Genomic DNA, 18,009 nt, shown 5'->3' with positions numbered 1-18,009 from the left:
TCAGTCTTTGTCCTTGTTCAGTCGATTGGCAGCCCAGGTCAGCACCAGCACGAAGAGGAAGTAGGAAATCACCAGCGCACTGTTGAAGTGACCGCTGCTGTTACGCATGTTGTTCAGATAGACCTGCAGGGTTTCGTAGCGCGTGCCGACCAGCAGGTTGGCGAAGACGAACTCGCCGAACAGGAAGGAGAACGACAGCAGCAGCGCCACCATCAGGCCCTTGCGCAGGTTGGGCAGCACCACCAGCACGGCGGCCTGCCAGGTGCTGGCGCCGAGCAGCTGCGAGGCGTCCATCAGGTCGCGCAGGTTGATCGCCTGCAGGTTGTTGGTAATGGCGCGGTACATGAACGGCAGGGCCACGGTGAAGTAGCAGCCGATCAGAATCCATGGCGTGCCGACCATCGCCAGCGGCCCCGAGCCGTAGAGCTGCAATAAGCCCACCGAGGACACCACGGGTGGCACCGCGAAGGGCAGCAGGATGAGGATGTTCATCAGCGCATCCAGGCGCGGGAAGTGGTAATGCACCACGAACAGCAGCGGCAGGATCAGCACCACGGAAAGGATCAGCGCACTGACGCACACCAACAGCGACTGGCCGAACGCCATGAGAAAGCGCGGGTCGCTCCACAGGGCGATGTACCACTTGAAGGTCAGGCCGCTGGGCAAAATGGTTGCGCCCCAACTGCTGGCGAAGGAATACAGCAGCGTACCAGCCAGGGGCAGCAGCAGGATCAGGAACAGGGCATAGACCACGAACCGGTGGTAGAGCCCGACGGGACTGCGTTCAGCGCGAGACATGGTAGCTCCTCTTGAGCAGCCACTGATGGACGATGGTCACCAGCGTCATCAACCCCACCAGAATCATGGCCAGGGCACTGGCCATGTTCGGGTCCAGGGTGATATCGCCGGCAACCATCGCAGCGATTCGGATCGGCAACACGTTGAAGTTGCCGGTGGTCAGGGCATACACCGTGGCGTAGGCGCCCAGGGCGTTGGCCAGCAGGATAACGAAGGTGCCCAGCAGCGCCGGGGTCAGCACCGGCAGGCCGATATGCCGCCAGAAATCAAAGCTGCTGGCACCGAGCAGGGACGCCGACTCACGCCAGTCTTCACGTAGGGCGTCGAAGGCCGGGTAGAGCAGCAGCACGCCCAAGGGAATCTGGAAGTAGGTGTAGAGAATGATCAGGCCGGTCTTGGAGTACAGGTTGAAGTCTTCGATGATCCCGCTTTGCTTGAGGATCAGCGTGATGCAGCCGTTGAAACCCAACAGGATGATGAAGGCGAAGGCCAGTGGCACGCCGGAGAAGTTACTGGTCATGTTGGCGAAAGCGTTGACGAAGTCGCGCAGCCGCGAATCGACCTTGCGCAACGAATAGGCACCGAGGATCGCAATGAGAATGCCGAACAGGCTCGACCAGAAACTGATCTCCAAGCTGTATTGCATGGCCTGGCGATAGAAGCGCGAGTCGAAGGCGCGGACGAAGTTGCTGATGCCCCAGCCGCTGTCTTCCGAGTACAGACTGTTGATCGCCACCCAGGCCAGCGGGGCGATCTGGAACACGATAAAGAACAGGGCAAAGGGCACCAGGCACAGGATCGCCAGCCATTTGCCGCGGGTGAATGTTTTCACTTGAGCATCTCCCGGCAGACCGGTTTGTCGTGGGCAACGCCCAGCAGTTCGCAGACCGTGCCGCACAGCTGAGTCTGGAGTGGCTGGGCATCGGGGTTGAGGCTGAAAGCGTCGCCCAGCACGAACAGCGGCACTTCGCGCTCTTCGGGCAGCAGGCCGTTATGGGAGCGGTCGTTGTTCATGCCGTGGTCGGCTGTCACCAATACCTGATAACCGGCGTCGAGCCAGCCTTGCAGGTAGTCGGCCAGGATAATGTCGGCGCTGCGCGCGCTATTGCGGTATTGCGCGGTGTCGAGACCGTGCTTGTGCCCGGCGTCGTCGATATTCATGGGGTGGATCAGCAGGAAATTCGGTGCGTGGGCCAGGCGCAGGCTCTCGGCATCGGCGAACAAGTGCGAATCCGGGTAATGATCGACCCAATAGAACAGGCCATGCTGGATTGGCAGTTCGGTGTCGTCGGTGTGGCGGTCCCGGGCCACCATAAACGGCGTGCGGTTATACAGCTCGCTGACCCAGTGATAGGCCGCTGCGGCGGTACTCAGCCCGGCGTCGCGGGCGTAATGGAAGATGCTGCGCTGGTTGGACAGGCGCGAAACGTTGTTGTGCACGATGCCGCTGTCGATGGGCGCAACGCCGGTCATGATGCATTCGTACAAAGGCCGCGACAGGGCGGGCAGCTCGCATTCCAGCTTGTACAGCGCGGCGCGGCCGGCGTTGGCGTAGGCCTGCAAGTGCCCCATCGCATGCTGCGCCACCTGATAGTTCAGGCCGTCGAGCACGATCAGGATGACGTTGTGTTTCATGAGCAGGTGCTCCGGCAAGGTTTGTCACTGTTTTTACCTAAAAGGGGCGAGGCAGCTAATGCTGGCTCGCCCTTTTTGTCTTCATCGCTGAAGACCTGAAAACGGGATCAATTCATCTCGATGATGACTTGCTCGTTCCACTTCTGAGGCAGGGCTTTCGAGGTTTTTTCCCACGCGGCCGGGTCTTTGATCGGGGTAACGCCTTTGTACTGCTCGTTCGGCAGCAGCTTGGCCTGTACGTCGGCTGGCAGGGTCAGGTGATCGGCACGGATCGGACGCGCATTGCCTTTGGCCAGGTTGATCTGGCCAGCGTCGCTGAAGATGTACTCACGCGCCAGCTTGGCGGCGTTCGGGTGCTTGGCGTATTTGTTGATGATGGTGGTGTAGCCCGAGATCACCGAACCGTCGGATGGGATCAGGACCACGTAGTCATCCGGGTTGGCCATCTTGGCCTTGTAGCTCAGGCCGTTGAAGTCCCAGACCACGCCCACTTCAACTTCACCCTTTTCCATGGTCTGGATGGTCGGGTTAGCCAGGGAAATACGCTTCTGCTTGGCCAGTTCAGTGAACAGTTGCAGGCCTGGTTCGATATTGCTTTCGCTGCCTTTGTTGGCGATCGCGGCAGCCAGTACACCGTTGGCCGCTTGTGCTGCAGTGCTCACGTCACCGATGGCAACCTTGTACTTACCGGTTTTCAGGTCAGACCACTTGGTCGGAATGGCCGAGCCGTGCAGCAGCTTCTTGTTGACGATGAAAGCGATGGTGCCGGTGTAGGCCAGTGCCCAGTGACCGTCTTTGTCTTTGGCCCAGTCCGGAACCTGGCTCCAGGTGCTTGGCTTGTAGGGTTGGGTAACACCCTTGGTCACGGCGATGGGGCCAAAGGCCGCACCCACGTCACCGATGTCGGCGCTGGCGTTGTCTTTTTCGGCATCGAACTTGGCCACTTCCTGGGCCGAGCTCATGTCGGTGTCCATGTGGGTCAGGCCGTATTTGGTTTTCAGATCGGACCAGGTGTCTTTCCAGTTTGCCCAGTCATCGGGCATACCCACGCTATTGACCGCGCCTTCAGTCTTGGCGGCTGCTTCCAGTGCCTTGAGGTCGGTGTCTGCGGCCATGGCGGCGGTGCTCATGGCAATGGCGGAACCCAGGAGTGATGCCAACAAAACATGTTTCATTCGATGCTCCTTATGCACTTCAGCGGTGTTGTTCTAGAAGTGGTCGTTGCGGGGTGGTTGGTCTAGATCAGCAATACCTGAGCCAAGTTAGGCCCTTTCGATGACACTTTCATGTCGAAGGCCGATTTTCGTGGCCCCTGGCTATTCTTTTACTCAGGCTGCCCCATAAGCGTAGACCACCCGCAAACGCTGGAGTTTATGAGGCTCCAGCGCTTTGTGAGCGATGATTGGCATGCTTTATGAAGTGCTTTGTCACAGAACAGTCATCTGCACTGCCTAGGCTGGAACGCACCAGAAATCGGTGCACCAGGTGCGGGCACTGCCCTGTAATGGCGCTGGTCTAGTCCAGATAGGTAACCTGATGCGCGAAGATGTGCCACGAGCGGTGACGATCATCTGCAACGCTCTGCAAGAACAGATTGAACATGGCCTGCTGCCGCCGGGCAGTAAATTGCCTGCCGAACGCAAGCTCAGTGAAGTCTTCGACACCACGCGCATTACCTTGCGTGAAGCGTTGGTGCAATTGGAGGCCCTGGGGCTGATATATCGCGAGGAGCGCCGTGGCTGGTTCATTTCGCCGCCACGCCTGGCTTACGACCTGATCCGCCGCAGCCACTTCCATGCCATGGTCACGGCCCAGGGGCGGGTGGCCGAGACCCAGGTCATCAGTGCGCGCCTGCAACCGGCGTCGGCGAGTATCTGCGAGCTGTTGCAATTGCCAGCACTGTCCAGTGTGATCCAGATCTGCCGGGCGCGACGCATTGATCAGCGTCTGGTGTTGTACGTGGAGCACTATCTCAAGCCCGAGTTTTTCCCCGGCATCCTTGAGTTCGATCTCACTCAGTCCCTGACTGAGCTGTACGCCAGCCAGTACCAGTTGCGCTATGGCAAGGTGCGTTTCGAAATGGTGCCGACGGCGCTGCATGCCGAGGCCTCGGCAGCGTTGAAGGTGTCGCTGGGCAGCCCGGGCCTGCGCATTGCCCGGGTCAACTATGACCAGCAGGGCCGCCTGATCGACTGCGACCTGGAGTACTGGCGGCACGACGCGATACACGTCAGCGCTGTGGTCGAAGACATTTAACCTTGCACGGGCTGCTCGGCCTTCAGCGCGCCGCCCGCTGTCATCACCTGCACACTTAAGCGCGGTGTGGCCAGATCCAGTCCGGCCTCGTCCAGATGGCGCTTGAGCGACAGGTTAAAGGCCCGCGACACTTCCCATTGCTTGATCGGCGCGGTCTTGAAGCGGGCGCGCAGGATGGCATTGCCCGATTCGAAACTCTCTACACCCTGAATCTCCAGCGGCGACCAGATGTTGCGGCGCTGCAACGGATCGGTGCGCATTTTCTGGCCGACCTCACGTACCACTTTCAACGCGTCATCAATACTCATATTGAACGGGATGGCGATGCGGAAAATCGCGTAGCCGAACTCCCGGGAGTAGTTCTGGATGCTCTTGATCTCGCTGAACGGGATGGTGTGGACGATGCCGTCGATATCGCGCAGGCGTACGGTGCGGATGGTCAGGCCCTCGACCGTACCCAGGTGGCCGCCGACGTCGACGTAGTCATCGATGGCCAGGGAGTCTTCGATAATGATGAACAGCCCGGTGATCAGGTCCGCCACCAGTGATTGCGCGCCGAAACCGATAGCCAGGCCGATGACACCGGCACCGGCGAGCAGCGGCGTGACGTTCATGCCCATGTTTGCCAGGGCGACGATAATGGCGATGACAAAAATGGCGAAGAACAGCACGTTGCGGATCAACGGCATCATGGTCTGGGCGCGGGTATTGGCCAGGCCCTTGCGCGAACGGGTCAGAGCCAGCTGCACGGCGGTGTCGGCGACGATCCACAGCAGCCAGGCGAACAGCAGGGTCGCACACAGGCTGACCAGTTTGACGCTGATATCGTGACCATCGCCTTCAGCGAAGCGAATCAGCGACAGCCCCCAGACCCGCAGGCCCAGCTCGATGAATACCAACCAGATGGCAATGTGCGCCAGGGTGTAGAAGAAGTTGCGCAGGCGGTCGGAATACAGGGCATGGCGACGATGGCCATGGGGCTCCTTCAGGGCACGACGGCGCACCAGGCCGTTGACCACCATGCATATCACCAGCAGCACCGTGCTGAACAGCGCCTGACGCAGGGCGGTGCTGGTATCGCCGGCAGCAAAAAACGTAGAGAACAACGAGACCGTGACCAGCAGCAGGGCCGGGACGAACCAGAAGCTGCCGAGGATATCCAGGGTTTCGGTCAGGGCGCGGCGGGTCAGGCGCCGGGACAGCGGCTGGTTGCGGATCAGGTGGGCGATGGGGCGGCGGAAATGCAGGATGAACCAGCCGCTGCACAGCGCCGCGACGACGTTAGTGCAGGTTGCAGCCATATGGGCCAGGTGCGGGCCGAGGCTGCTGATCAGGCGCGGATCATTCAGTGCTTCACCAAAGGCGGCGAAGCTGCCGATCAGCCACAGCGGGCGGAAGGCCCGGTGCCGCAGGATATCCAGAGCGCGGTGGCGGTGCGGACCGTCGAGAATGGAAAAGGCAATGACGCAGATCGCCGAAAACAGCGTGCCGACCATCAACGCATACGCCAGCACCATGGCCAGGTCCTTGCCCAGAGAATGGGGCAGGGAGTAGCTCAAGTAGACGGTAATGATCAGGGCAATCAGCCATGGCCCCAGCTTGCTCAGGGCGAAGCGCAGCAGGTCCAGGGTACGTGGGTGTTGCGGCAGTTTTTCCGACAGGTTGAAGCGCATGCGTACCCAGTGAGCCAGCCAGATCAGCGCCGCCGCCAGAAGACTCCAGACCAGTAGCACCAAGGCGAAGGCGAAAATGATCGGCAGCCATTGCCGGGCAGGCAGCATCAGCGCCATTAACTCATCCTGCGCCAGGGCCAGTTCGTTGTCCCAGCGATTGATCGGGCTGTCGTCGCCCGTCAACTGCTTCTCGAAACTGCGCAACGTGCCGCTGATCAGGCCCAGTACGCCGTCGTCGGCCGTGGCCTGGGCCTTTTTGTTGGCATCGCGCAGGGTCTTGAGCTCAGTGAGCAACTGCGCCCGCTGTTGATCATTTTCCAGGCGGGTGATGACTTCATCCAGGGACTGGGCCAGCGGCTCCTGCGCCTGTGGTTGGGCCTTCGCCGAACCGCCCAGGGCGGCAGGCAAGGTCACCGCCTGGGCGGCGCTCATTGGCGCGAGAATCAGCAGCCAAAGGAAAAGCAGGTGGGGCAGGGCAAGCAGGCGGGCAATCACCAGTGAACCTCGGATCGACATTTTTCAGGCATGACAATGCAAGGAGTGTACGAGCGACGTGGGCGTCAGGCGAGCTTTTCGATGATCTTGAAGCCGATGGTGCCGATGATGAAAAACATGCCGATCCAGATCATGAACACTCCGCTACCCCGTTCCTGATAACTGAAGCCGACACAGAGCAGTAACATGCCGAATACGATGGGTATCAGCATGGAATGGAAGGCGTCCATGGGAGTGGCCTCGGTGGACTGGATAGGTTCAGTCTAGATCGTGCTTGCGAGCTCGGTTGGGAGCAAGTCCTGTGGGAGCGAATTCATTCGCGAATAGGCCAGCGCATCCGACGCATTTATGTCGTGTGCACTACCGCTTTCGCGAATGAATTCGCTCCCACAACATCTGAGCCTGATTCGAAAATGATGGCGCTGCAACTGACTGAACCCACTCGATAAATCAGTAGCTGCAACACCTGACGCAGACAGAGCCAATGAATTCGCACACAGAATTCCGGGTTGCTGGCGACAGCGTCTCATTCCAATTCAAACCCCTGTGTTTGATTGGAGTGAGGTCTATGGTTGTTACGGCAACTCGTGACTGGCGTAGAACGCCGTCAACACCTTGACCAGATGGCTGAGGTCATGGCTGCCCGCCAGTTCGCGGATCGAGTGCATGGCGAAGGTCGGCAGGCCAATATCCACGGTGCGCACGCCCAGGTGGCTGGCGGTGATCGGACCGATGGTCGAGCCGCAGGCCATGTCGCTACGGACCACGAAGCTCTGCACCGGGACTTCTTCGGCCATGCACAGATGGCGGAAGAACCCGGCGGTTTCGCTGTTGGTGGCGTAGCGCTGGTTGCTGTTGACCTTGATCACCGGGCCGGCATTGAGTTTCGGGCCGTGGTTGGCGTCGTGCTTGTCGGCGTAGTTGGGGTGCACGCCGTGGGCGTTGTCGGCGGAAATCAGCAGCGAGCGTTGAATGGCGCGGACATAGTCGTCCCCCGGCAGCAGGCGTTGCAGGGCCTGCTCGAGCATTGGGCCGTCAGCGCCGCAGGTCGACGAGGAACCCACTTCTTCGTGGTCGGTGCAGACCAGCAGGCAGGTTTCGGAGGTGTCGCTGTTGAGCAGCGCCTGCAGGCCGGCGTAGCACGACAGCAGGTTGTCCAGGCGCGCACCGGCAATGAAGTCGCCATTGAGGCCGACCACGGCAGCACGTTGGGTGTCGTAGAAACTCAGTTCGTAATCCAGCACCACGTCGGCGTTCAGGCCGTGTTCGCGAGCCAGTTGCTCGGTCAGCAGGGCGCGGAAGTCGGCGCGCTCGTCACCGGCGACCTGGGCGAGGATCGGTGGCAGTTCGTTCTGCGCATTGATCGGCCAGCCTTCGTTGGCGGTGCGGTTCAGGTGGATAGCCAGGTTGGGGATCACTGCAATCGGCAGCTTGAAGTCGATCAACTGGCTTTCGACCTTGCCGTCGCGACGGAAGGTCACGCGCCCGGCCAGGGACAGGTCGCGGTCGAACCACGGCGCCAGCAGTGCGCCCCCGTAAACTTCCACGCCCAGTTGCCAGAAGCCCTGGCGTTGCAGCTCAGGCTGCGGCTTGACCCGCAGGCATGGGCTATCGGTGTGGGCGCCGACCATGCGGATACCGCCGACCAGTGGAGACTGGCGGCCCAGACGCAGGGCGATCAGCGACGAGTCGTTACGGGTGATGTAGTAGCGGCCGCCGGTTTCGGTGGACCAGGTTTCACGCTCGTCCAGACGCTGGAAGCCCGCGGCCTCCAGGTGCTGGACCAGGGTAGCGGTCGCATGAAACGGGGTGGGAGAGGCCTTGAGGAAGTCGATCAGGCCCTGGTTCAGCTCTTCGCGCATAAGTTACTCCAGACAGCAATGGCGCGAGTTTACCGTATTTCCCAACGCTGATAAGGAGAACGGTGCCCGCCATTTAGCCCTCAATCAAACACTCTGCAATCTCTGAACTGAAATGCGATCTTGTGGGAGCTTCAGAACGGTGCCGGGCACTCAAAGCGCAAACGCTCAGCGGTCTGCGGATGGGTAAAGCTCAGCATGCTGGCATGCAGGCATAGGCGCGGGTAGGCGGCCAGGGCTTCGGGGTGGGCGTACAGACCGTCACCGAGCAGTGGGTGGCCGATAGACAGCATATGTACACGCAGCTGGTGCGAGCGCCCGGTAATCGGCGTCAGCTCGACCCGGCAGTGCTGTTCATGACGCTCCAGCACTTTCCAGAAGGTCAGGGCGTGCTTGCCGAATTCGTGATCCACCACATGGCGCGGCTTGGTCGGCGGGTCGTAGCGCAGGGGCAGGTCGATGCTGCCGCTGTCCAGCTGCGGCTGGCCCCAGCACAGGGCTGTATAGGCTTTTTCGGTTTCGCGGTCGTGAAACTGCCGGGACAGCTCGCGATGAGTGTCAGGATCACGGGCGAGCAAAATGATTCCTGAGGTTTCCCAGTCCAGACGATGGACGATACGGGCCTCGGGGTAGCCGTTTTCCTGCAGGCGGGTGATCAGGCAATCCTTGTTGTCATCGGCACGGCCGGGGACGGAGAGCAGCAGGGTGGGTTTATCGACGACCAGAACGGCGGCGTCCTGGTGAATGATGCGGATGTTCGACAGCGGCATGTGGCCTCGAAGCGCTAAAACGCCGACGGCGACAGGAACGGCGCTCCGTATGGAGCGCCGCTCATGCCGCCGTGGACAACTGCCGGATCAACGATCTGGCAGGGTGATATTGAGTTCCAGAATCGAGACCGTACCCTGGTTTTCCAGGGCGACCTGAACCTGGTCACTGTCGATATTGACGTACTTGCGGATCACTTCCACCAGTTCCTTCTGCAAGGCTGGCAGGTAGTCCGGTGTGCTGCGCTGGCCGCGTTCGTGCGCCACGATGATCTGTAGACGCTCTTTCGCCACCGACGCGGTACTTACCTTTTTGTTGGCACGAAAGAAGTCAAAAATATTCATTAATTACCCCCGAACAGACGTTCAAAGAATCCTTTCTTCTGGACATCGAGGAAGCGATGTTCTTTGTCTTTGCCCAACAGGCGGTCTACGGCGTCGCTGTAGGCCTGACCGGCATCACTCTGTTCGTCGAGGATGACCGGCACGCCCTGGTTGGAAGCTTTCAGTACAGCCTGGGACTCCGGGATCACGCCCAGCAGGGTGACGGCCAGGATTTCCTTGACGTCTTCGACACCGAGCATTTCGCCCTTGCTGACGCGCTCCGGGTTGTAACGGGTCAGCAGCAGGTGTTCCTTGATCGGCTCTTCACCGCGCTCGGCACGGCGCGACTTGCTCGCCAGCAGGCCCAGCATGCGGTCGGAGTCACGCACCGACGACACTTCCGGGTTGGTCACGACGATGGCTTCATCGGCGAAGTACATCGCCAGATGGGCACCGGTCTCGATACCGGCAGGGGAGTCGCAGACGACGAATTCGAAGGTTTCCTTCAATTCCATCAGGACTTTTTCCACGCCTTCCTTGGTCAGCGCGTCCTTGTCACGGGTCTGGCTGGCTGCCAGCACGTACAGACCTTCGATCTTCTTGTCCTTGATCAGGGCCTGCTGCAGGTTGGCTTCGCCGTTGACGACGTTGACGAAGTCATACACCACACGGCGTTCGCAGCCCATGATCAGGTCGAGGTTACGCAAGCCGACGTCGAAGTCGACGATAACTGTCTTGTGGCCGCGCAGAGCGAGACCGGTGCCGATAGCGGCGCTGGTGGTGGTCTTACCCACACCACCCTTGCCGGATGTAACCACGAGAATCTTGGCCAAGGTGTTTCACCCCTAGAGGAATAGGACGATCAGTCCCAGAAGAGCATCCCTGATTGAAGCAGCGTTATTCGAACAACGACACATATCGGGTGTGAAACAGTACTTTTCCCGAACTAACTACAGTCTTTGCCACGTTTCGCGATGAGTCAGAGATGCTTTGAAAATGGCGGCAAGTATCCGTTAAAGCCGGGTGATGTTCAACACGTCACCGGTCAGGCTTATCTGGACTCCGCTGCCCCAGGCCGGATCACGGCGCAGGTCTTCGGAGACCTTGTATTGCCCGGCGATGGAGATCAATTCGGCGACCATTTGCTGGCAGAAAATCCGCGCCGTGGTATCACCTTTGATACCCGCCAGTGCTCTGCCACGCATGGGGCCGTAAACATGGATGTTGCCATCGGCCAGAAGTTCCGCACCGGGACTCACCGCCGCAATCACCACGAGGTCACCGCCCTGGGCATAAATCTGCTGTCCGCCGCGCACCGGCGCGGTTATCACGCGGGTTGGGCGGATCACCGGCTCGGGAGGTTTTTCCGGAATTTTTTTTGGCGCTTCGGTTTCCACCGGGTCCACGGGACGTTCCCGGGCGCCGGATGGCGGCAGCACTGGCAAATCAATGGCGATGGCCGCAGCGATGTCTTCGATGCGGTTGGCGCGAATGGCCAGGGTGCGCAGGCCGTGCTGGCGGCAGACGCGCATCAGGCCGGGCAGATCCACCGCGCCGTCGTCGGCCGGGAGCTTGTCCAGGGCCAGCACCAGCGGGGTGTTGCTGAAAAAATTGGGGGCCTGCACGACTTTTGCCGCCAGTTGGCGATCCAGCGCGTCGAGGTTGTTGCGGGCCAGCTCCAGCACCGTGATGGCGAGCATACTGCCCTTCAATTGAAAGACGGGATCCTGGTCTTGCGATTCGATTTGGCTCATGGTCGGCATACAGCAGCTTGTCGCTAAAAGTGCCGAGACTTATAACGATAACGCCCGCGACCCGCAAGCCGGGTCGAACCGATGTAGAATGCGCGGCCTTTGTTCTGACGGAAGCCTTAATGGACCGCCCGCAATTTCAAGCCCGTTTTCTTTCCCCGCGTTTCTGGCCGCTCTGGCTGGGGCTGGGGCTGCTGTGGCTGGTCGTGCAGCTGCCGTTTCGCGTACTGCTGGTGATCGGCCGCATTCTCGGCATGGTCATGTACCGCTTTGCCACTGATCGCAAATATATTGCCTCGCGCAATCTGGAACTGTGTTTCCCGCACATGTCCAAGGCCGAGCGCAAACACCTGCTCAAGGAAAACTTCGCCTCTACCGGCGTGGCCTTTTTCGAGATGGCCATGAGCTGGTGGTGGCCGCGTGAGCGTCTGGCACGCCTGGCCCATGTCGAAGGCCTGGAACACCTGCGCCACGCCCAAGAGCAGGGCCAGGGGGTGATCCTCATGGCGCTGCACTTCACTACGCTGGAAGTCGGCGCGGCCCTGCTGGGCCAGCAGCACACCATTGATGGCATGTACCGCGAACACAAGAACCCGTTGTTCGACTACATCCAGCGTCGCGGCCGCGAGCGGCACAACCTCGACTCCATTGCCGTGGAGCGTGAAGACATTCGCGCCATGGTCAAGCAACTGCGCGCTGGCCGGGCTATCTGGTACGCGCCGGATCAGGACTACGGCGCCAAGCAGAGCATTTTCGTGCCGCTGTTCGGCATCCAGGCGGCTACTGTCCCCGCTACCAGCAAATTCGCCAAGATGGGCCGCGCCGTGGTGGTGCCGTTTACTCAGCAACGCCTGGCCGACGGCAGCGGTTACAAACTGGTGATCGAGGCGCCGCTGACGGATTTCCCCGGCGAAAGCGACGAAGCCGACTGCATTCGCATCAATCAGTGGGTTGAACTTGCCATCACGCAATGTCCGTCCCAATATCTGTGGGCCCATCGGCGCTTCAAGAGCCGACCACCGGGAGAGCCTAAGCTGTATAAGAAACGCGGTTGATCATAGAGGCCGATCTATAAATGCCAGCTCCTGCCGTAGCGTCAGATGTTGTGAATGCCGTAGAACCCGTTACCGGGTTGATTCTTTCTGGAGGCGGGGCTCGAGCCGCGTATCAAGTCGGGGTGCTGGCGGGGATCGGCGATCTGCTGCCTCCCGGTTCACCCAATCCATTTCCGGTGATCGTCGGGACGTCCGCCGGGGCCATCAACGCGGTCAAACTGGCCAGCGGCGCGGCCCATTTCAACAATGCCATCCATGAGCTGACCGCTTTCTGGCAGTCGTTCCGCAGCCATCAGGTGTTGCGCAGTGACTGGACTGGCGTATTGCGCCAGGCCACGCGCTTTTTCGGCAATAGCCTGATGGGCTTCGGCTCCCAGGTGCCGGTGGCGCTGCTCGACAGTTCGCCCCTGCGCGACCTGCTCAACGAGCGCCTGCGCATGCAGGGTATCCAGGAAGCCATCAACGCCCAGCATCTGCGCGCGGTAGCGGTTACCGCCTTTGGCTATGAGTCGGGCCGGGCGGTGACCTTCTATCAAGGCAAGGGCGCTATTGATCCCTGGCTGCGCCATCGGCGTATTGGCGTGCCCACCGAACTGACCGTCGACCATTTGCTGGCCAGCTCGGCAATTCCCTTGCTATTCGCACCGGTACGCCTGGATCAGGAATATTTCGGTGATGGCGCGGTGCGTCAGTCGGCGCCGATCAGCCCGGCCCTGCACCTGGGCGCCAACCGCGTGCTGGTGGTGGGTGTCAGTGGCAACCCACGGGGCACGGCGGCCAACAGCGGCGTCCAGCGCGTGCTGAACGGCGTGCAGCCGAGCCTGGCGCAGATCAGTGGGCACCTGATGAACAGCACCTTCATTGACAGCCTGGAAAGCGATATCGAACTGCTCGAACGGATGAACCTGGTGGGCCAGTTGCTGCCGTCCGAAGGCCAGTTCCATCGTCCTGGCCTGGCGCCGGTGGAAGTGCTGGTAATCGCCCCCAGCCAACCCATCGACGAAATCGCCGCTCGCCACCGCCACGAATTGCCTCGGGCGCTGCGCACTTTCCTGCGCGGGCCGGGCGCGACCAAGACCAGCGGTGCCGGGGTGCTGAGTTATCTGCTGTTCGAGGCGGGGTATTGCCGGGAACTGGTCGAACTGGGCCGCCACGACGCGATGGCCCAGAGCGAGCAGTTGAAGAAGTTTTTGCGGTTGGAATAGCAGTGACGGAACCTATTGTGGGAGCGGATTCATCCGCGAAGACTCCAGTCTGGGCGACACGAATATGTCGGTGTACTGGCCTCTTTGCGAATGAATTCGCTCCCACATTCGCTCCTGCAAAGCTCCATTAAAGTCAGAATCTGTATGGGCAGCTCAAGCCGTCAGCCGATCATCACGAAAATCCCGCAGCGCCTGTTCGATCTCTTCGCGGCTGTTCATCACGAACGGGCCGTATTGCACGATCGGCTCGCCCAATGGCTTGCCGGCCAGCAACAATACCCGCGCGCCTTGCGTGCTGCTCAGATGCAGCTCGCCTTCTTCGGACAGCCGCACCATGCGGCTGGCGCTGATGGTCTGGTCCTGGCCTTCGATGTTCAGGCTGCCTTCATAGACATACAGCAACGCACGATGGCCTTTAGGCAGGCGCGGGTTGATGCGGCTGCCTGCGGGCAGGTGCAGGTCGAAATACAGCGGTTCGGTGTCCGGGCGTTGCACGGCGCCGAGCTGCTGGACCTGGCCGTCATCGAAGGTCCCGGCAATGACCACCACGCCGATACCGTCCGGCGTGGTGATACGCGGCACGTTCTCCGGCTGGATGTCCTGGTAGCTGGCCTTGTCCAGTTTGTTTTTGCCTGGCAGGTTCAGCCATAGCTGGAAGCCGCGCATGACGCCTTCTTCCTGCTCCGGCATCTCGCTGTGGATAATCCCGCGCGCAGCGGTCATCCATTGCACACCGCCGCCTTGCAGCAGGCCGACGTTACCCAGATGGTCTTCGTGGCGCATGCGCCCTTCGAGCATGTAGGTCACCGTCTCGAAGCCGCGGTGCGGGTGGGCGGGGAAGCCGGCGATATAGTCATCGGGCTTGTCCGAACCGAATTCGTCGAGCATCAGGAAGGGATCGAACTGTTCAACGCCCGGCCCGCCAAACACGCGGGTCAGGCGCACACCGGCACCGTCCGAGGTCGGCTGGCCAGCCTGGATCGACAACACTTTGCGTAGCAGGGTCATGGGAGTGCTCCTGAGCGAATGGAATTGCTGACCATGGTATGCCTGTTGGTCCGATAGATGGTTGATGATTTTTTCGGCTAATCATCGAATAAATCGATTGTTACCGGATTTTTAAACAAAAAGAGGCCAGTCCGGTTACCCGACTGGCCTGTTTTGCTGCTTTACGCTGTTACTCGGCGATCTGCAGTTTGCGTGACTCGGTATAGACGTAACGCACTTTCTCGTACTCGAACGGCGAGTTCATCTGACCGTAACGGAAGCTGTTGGTGTAGCGCCGGTCGATGGCGCGCAGCACGTAGAGCTCCGGATGGTCGCTGCTGACCTGGGCGACGTTGAGGAAGTTGATTTGCGCTTCGGCAGCGAAGTCGAAGACCAGTCCACCGGTATCACGCAGGTTCGACGGCCCGAGGATCGGCAGGATCAGGTAAGGACCGGCCGGTACGCCATAGAAACCCAGGGTCTGGCCGAAGTCTTCGCTCTGCTTGGGCAGGCCGATTTTGCTCGCAGGGTCCCACAGGCCGACGATGCCGACGGTGGTGTTGACCAGCAGCCGGCCGGTGGTCTCCAGCGAGCGCTGGCCCTTGAACTGCAACAGGCTGTTGAGCAGGTTGGGCACATCGCCCAGGTTGCTGAAGAAGTTGCTCACGCCACTGCGCACGAAACCGGGGGTGACGTAGCGGTAGCCGTCGACCACGGGCAGGAACACCCACTCATCGAAGCGATAGTTGAAGTGGTAGACCCGGCGGTTCCACGATTCCAGCGGGTCATAGACTTCCAGGGCGTTGAGGGTCGCGCGTTCGAACTCGCGCTGATCCAGGCCCGGGTTGAATTTCAGCGACTTCAACGGCTCGGTGAAGCCGTCGGCATCGTTCTGCCGTTCGACAGTAGCGGGGCGCGTAGCCACGTTGTTGCTGCCATCAGCCGCATGTACGGCGCCGGCGCAGAGCAGGGCGGCGAGTAATACAAGACGTTTAGCCACGGAAGAACTCCAGCATGGCGTCGCTGTTGACGCGGTAGTTGATATTGCCGCAGTGGCCGCCATACGGATAAACGGTCAGGCGATCGCCAAAGGTCTTGCGCAGGAAGCCCAGGTCGCCAGGGCCGAGGATAACGTCGTCGGCGTTATGCATGACCGAGATTTTCGGGCTGTTGTGCAGGTAGTCCTTGATGCCATAGAGGCTCACCTGGTCGACCAGTTGCAGCAGGCTGCCACCGTCGGTGCGGGCGCGCCACATTGGAATGACCTGCTCGGTCAGGTAGCAGTCGAAGTCGCACTGCAGCGCGCGGCGCAGGTACGGTTCCAGGCTGGTGCCTTCAGTAATCGCCAGCTTGGGCGGGGTGATCAGGCCGCGGCGGTTGATCAGGTCGGAGGTAAAGGCAATGTCCGCCGACGAGAAACGGAACGAGGTGCCGATCAGCATGGCCATTTGTTCGTTGGTCAGGTGCTGCTTGGACTGCTGCAGGTCATACAGCAGCGCGTCGTTAAGGTCGATGTAACCTTTCTGCTGGAAGTAACGGGTCAGCTTGGCCAGTACCAGTTCATAGAAAGTGGTGCTGTTGTTGATGCCCTTGACGCTGGTCTGCACCAGTTTGTCCAGGTTGCTGATGGACGTGTACAGGTTGACCGGCGGGTTAAGCAGCAGCACTTTCTTGAAGTTGAAGCTGCGGCGGGTTTCGTCCAGTTGGCTGACGAATGCCGCGTTCAACGCGCCGAGGCTATAACCGGTCAGGTAATAGTCGGTGACTTGCAGCTTGGACTGCTGGGCACGCACGGCCTGCATCACGCGATAGAGGTCTTCAGCGTCTTCCTTGGAAACCCCCGGCGTGGCGAAGCGCGAAGCGGCGCTCATGAAGTCGTAGCTGGTTGGCGACGACAACTGTACGACGTTGTAGCCGGCCTTGTAGTACAGCTTCTTGAGGAACTCGTTGATGGTGCTGGTATACGGAGCGCCGGTCCCGGCGATCAGGAAGATCAGCGGTGCCGGGTGGTCCTGCTTGGCCAGGCGATAATGCAGTTTTTTCACGGCCCAGAAGTTGTCGGGCAGGATGAACTCGCGCTCGGGGTGCAGGTTGAGGGCATAGTCGGCCTGGTCGATGTCTTCATCGGCCGGCAGATCTGGACGCAGGTCTGGTGGTGTTGTCGCAATGGTGGCTTCGAACGGGTTGGTCAAAGGGTAGCCATAGCTGGCGGGTTCGACGTCGACCGCCAGTGCGGACGCACTCAGACAGAGGCCGCCGATAACAGCAGCGAAGCGCAGGAAACGGAGCATGACTAAATCCCTTGGGAAAGAAGTGCTGATGAGGTAACGCAGGCTATGACCACCGGTGTAGTGCCAAAGTGCCGTACCTGCAAACAAACCGTGTAAGGCCGTTGTGACAATACACGTTCCGGGGGCCGGAGAGAGAGTAGCCTTGTGCTTTTATCCGTGCATCGGCGGGGCTTGCGCGCTGTCGGATAGAGGCGGGCAAGGCAAACTCCAGGCAAGACAAAGGGGAGCCTTAGCTCCCCTTTTAATTGTGTCTTGCCTGCTCTTTTTATTGTTCTAGGGCGGCCTGTTGTTGTTTTTGGCGACCAGCCCTTCACAGCGTTATGGTCGATCCCCATCCGGGATCAAGAGCAAACGTATTTTTTTGAGCGCTGAGCCATTTTCATCACTGACGTGATCCAACCGGTTCTGGAGCTACCTGAAGGTAGTTTTATTATTCTCTGTCCGATTGCGAAGCCTGAGCTTCTGTAAAACGGTCTACTCCAAAAAAATCTGTTAGCTGCGTCTCTGTGCCTTTGTTCTTGTTATGTCAGAGCCGATACATCTTGTTTTTATTGGGTTTGCTGCGTTTTATTCTTGTTGTGCGATAGAGATAGCAGGAGCTGTGCCAACTTTTTAAAGTCTTTTTAAATCAAATACTTACTGGTTTTTGGTTTTTGCCCAGGCTGAATAATCGTGAGGGGGTGTTTCCGTGTTACCCGTTTGCGCAGGCCTTGGCGTAGAGGGGGTAACACTCTGGGTGGGGTGGGCCACGTCTTTACACCGCACGAATTAGCACGGACCCATGTGGGAGCCGGCTTGCTGGCGATGGCGGCGCAACAGTCACCCACCTGCTGCGAGCGCTTCGCACTCGATCGCCAGCAAGCCGGCTCCCACAGGGACCTGAAATGGCGCATGCCGGTGCAGCCATGCCAAA

At 60.0% G+C, this 18,009-nt stretch carries 17 protein-coding genes; 3 read left to right on the top strand and 14 right to left on the bottom strand.

All coding sequences use genetic code 11. The features are described 5' to 3' along the window. The 4 genes from M2401_RS10745 to M2401_RS10730 form a co-directional block, all read right to left on the bottom strand. Positions 1–798 (bottom strand): ABC transporter permease, encoded by a 798-nt coding sequence (locus tag M2401_RS10745; RefSeq protein ID WP_259102592.1) that lies wholly within the window; start codon positions 796–798, stop codon positions 1–3. Continuing rightward, the gene (locus M2401_RS10740) at positions 785–1,630 is read right to left on the bottom strand and encodes an ABC transporter permease subunit (protein WP_259102591.1); all 846 of its coding nucleotides are present in this window, start codon (positions 1,628–1,630) and stop codon (positions 785–787) included. The genes M2401_RS10745 and M2401_RS10740 overlap by 14 nt, the downstream gene beginning before the upstream one ends. Continuing rightward, entirely contained in the window at positions 1,627–2,433 is an 807-nt protein-coding gene (locus M2401_RS10735) for an alkaline phosphatase family protein (protein ID WP_259102590.1), read from the bottom strand. Before M2401_RS10735 ends, M2401_RS10740 begins: the two co-directional genes overlap by 4 nt. Positions 2,434–2,540: 107 nt before the next feature. After that, on the bottom strand, positions 2,541–3,608 hold the full coding sequence (locus M2401_RS10730) for an ABC transporter substrate-binding protein (protein WP_259102584.1): 1,068 nt from the start codon (positions 3,606–3,608) through the stop codon (positions 2,541–2,543). A gap of 361 nt (positions 3,609–3,969) precedes the next feature. Between M2401_RS10730 and M2401_RS10725 the strand changes: the two genes are divergently transcribed. Beyond that, positions 3,970–4,689, top strand: a complete 720-nt coding sequence (locus M2401_RS10725) for a UTRA domain-containing protein (RefSeq protein ID WP_259102583.1) — start codon at positions 3,970–3,972, stop codon at positions 4,687–4,689. On the opposite strand, the gene M2401_RS10720 is transcribed toward M2401_RS10725, so the two are convergent. From M2401_RS10720 to minC, 7 genes are all read right to left on the bottom strand, one after another. Further along, positions 4,686–6,857, bottom strand: coding sequence for a mechanosensitive ion channel family protein (locus M2401_RS10720; protein WP_259102703.1), 2,172 nt, complete (start codon positions 6,855–6,857; stop codon positions 4,686–4,688). The genes M2401_RS10725 and M2401_RS10720 overlap by 4 nt on opposite strands. Positions 6,858–6,922: 65 nt before the next feature. Further along, complete coding sequence (locus tag M2401_RS10715) at positions 6,923–7,087, bottom strand: hypothetical protein (RefSeq protein WP_259102581.1); 165 nt, start codon at positions 7,085–7,087, stop codon at positions 6,923–6,925. Between the two features lie 345 nt (positions 7,088–7,432). Next, on the bottom strand, positions 7,433–8,719 hold the full coding sequence (locus M2401_RS10710) for a M18 family aminopeptidase (protein WP_259102580.1): 1,287 nt from the start codon (positions 8,717–8,719) through the stop codon (positions 7,433–7,435). 131 nt (positions 8,720–8,850) lie between these two features. After that, on the bottom strand, positions 8,851–9,486 hold the full coding sequence (locus tag M2401_RS10705) for an RluA family pseudouridine synthase (protein ID WP_259102578.1): 636 nt from the start codon (positions 9,484–9,486) through the stop codon (positions 8,851–8,853). A gap of 87 nt (positions 9,487–9,573) precedes the next feature. Further along, positions 9,574–9,828 carry a cell division topological specificity factor MinE gene (gene minE / locus M2401_RS10700; RefSeq protein ID WP_259102577.1) on the bottom strand — a complete coding sequence of 85 codons (255 nt, stop codon included), beginning with the start codon at positions 9,826–9,828 and terminating at the stop codon, positions 9,574–9,576. Continuing rightward, the gene (gene minD / locus M2401_RS10695) at positions 9,828–10,640 is read right to left on the bottom strand and encodes a septum site-determining protein MinD (protein WP_259102575.1); all 813 of its coding nucleotides are present in this window, start codon (positions 10,638–10,640) and stop codon (positions 9,828–9,830) included. The genes minE and minD overlap by 1 nt, the downstream gene beginning before the upstream one ends. 180 nt (positions 10,641–10,820) lie before the next feature. Further along, on the bottom strand, positions 10,821–11,561 hold the full coding sequence (minC, locus tag M2401_RS10690) for a septum site-determining protein MinC (RefSeq protein WP_259102574.1): 741 nt from the start codon (positions 11,559–11,561) through the stop codon (positions 10,821–10,823). A 119-nt stretch (positions 11,562–11,680) separates the two neighbouring features. On the opposite strand from minC, the gene M2401_RS10685 reads away from it, so the two are divergent. Together M2401_RS10685 and M2401_RS10680 are read left to right on the top strand one after the other, a co-directional pair. After that, positions 11,681–12,613: a lipid A biosynthesis lauroyl acyltransferase gene (locus tag M2401_RS10685; protein WP_259102572.1), complete on the top strand. Its 933-nt coding sequence runs from the start codon at positions 11,681–11,683 to the stop codon at positions 12,611–12,613. Between the two features lie 20 nt (positions 12,614–12,633). Next, positions 12,634–13,818, top strand: coding sequence for a patatin-like phospholipase family protein (locus M2401_RS10680; protein ID WP_259102571.1), 1,185 nt, complete (start codon positions 12,634–12,636; stop codon positions 13,816–13,818). Between the two features lie 153 nt (positions 13,819–13,971). On the opposite strand, the gene M2401_RS10675 is transcribed toward M2401_RS10680, so the two are convergent. From M2401_RS10675 to M2401_RS10665, 3 genes are all read right to left on the bottom strand, one after another. Beyond that, the gene (locus tag M2401_RS10675) at positions 13,972–14,826 is read right to left on the bottom strand and encodes a pirin family protein (protein WP_259102569.1); all 855 of its coding nucleotides are present in this window, start codon (positions 14,824–14,826) and stop codon (positions 13,972–13,974) included. 169 nt (positions 14,827–14,995) lie between these two features. Next, entirely contained in the window at positions 14,996–15,805 is an 810-nt protein-coding gene (locus M2401_RS10670) for a VacJ family lipoprotein (protein ID WP_259102568.1), read from the bottom strand. Continuing rightward, on the bottom strand, positions 15,798–17,096 hold the full coding sequence (locus M2401_RS10665) for a serine/threonine protein kinase (RefSeq protein WP_259102566.1): 1,299 nt from the start codon (positions 17,094–17,096) through the stop codon (positions 15,798–15,800). Before M2401_RS10665 ends, M2401_RS10670 begins: the two co-directional genes overlap by 8 nt. Positions 17,097–18,009: the final 913 nt, after the last annotated feature.

Source organism: Pseudomonas sp. JUb42, from assembly GCF_024807945.1.
Classification (GTDB): domain Bacteria; phylum Pseudomonadota; class Gammaproteobacteria; order Pseudomonadales; family Pseudomonadaceae; genus Aquipseudomonas.
This window is presented reverse-complemented; position numbering and strand designations above follow the sequence as displayed.

Bases quoted from the DNA above. Each gene is read 5' to 3' on its own strand.
- M2401_RS10730 (WP_259102584.1), bottom strand. From the start codon at position 3,608: ATGAAACATGTTTTGTTGGCATCACTCCTGGGTTCCGCCATTGCCATG.
- minE (WP_259102577.1), bottom strand. From the start codon at position 9,828: ATGAATATTTTTGACTTCTTTCGTGCCAACAAAAAGGTAAGTACCGCG.
- M2401_RS10715 (WP_259102581.1), bottom strand. From the start codon at position 7,087: ATGGACGCCTTCCATTCCATGCTGATACCCATCGTATTCGGCATGTTA.
- M2401_RS10675 (WP_259102569.1), bottom strand. From the start codon at position 14,826: ATGACCCTGCTACGCAAAGTGTTGTCGATCCAGGCTGGCCAGCCGACC.
- minC (WP_259102574.1), bottom strand. From the start codon at position 11,561: ATGAGCCAAATCGAATCGCAAGACCAGGATCCCGTCTTTCAATTGAAG.
- M2401_RS10685 (WP_259102572.1), top strand. From the start codon at position 11,681: ATGGACCGCCCGCAATTTCAAGCCCGTTTTCTTTCCCCGCGTTTCTGG.
- M2401_RS10735 (WP_259102590.1), bottom strand. From the start codon at position 2,433: ATGAAACACAACGTCATCCTGATCGTGCTCGACGGCCTGAACTATCAG.
- M2401_RS10710 (WP_259102580.1), bottom strand. From the start codon at position 8,719: ATGCGCGAAGAGCTGAACCAGGGCCTGATCGACTTCCTCAAGGCCTCT.
- M2401_RS10665 (WP_259102566.1), bottom strand. From the start codon at position 17,096: ATGCTCCGTTTCCTGCGCTTCGCTGCTGTTATCGGCGGCCTCTGTCTG.
- M2401_RS10705 (WP_259102578.1), bottom strand. From the start codon at position 9,486: ATGCCGCTGTCGAACATCCGCATCATTCACCAGGACGCCGCCGTTCTG.
- M2401_RS10725 (WP_259102583.1), top strand. From the start codon at position 3,970: ATGCGCGAAGATGTGCCACGAGCGGTGACGATCATCTGCAACGCTCTG.
- M2401_RS10745 (WP_259102592.1), bottom strand. From the start codon at position 798: ATGTCTCGCGCTGAACGCAGTCCCGTCGGGCTCTACCACCGGTTCGTG.
- M2401_RS10680 (WP_259102571.1), top strand. From the start codon at position 12,634: ATGCCAGCTCCTGCCGTAGCGTCAGATGTTGTGAATGCCGTAGAACCC.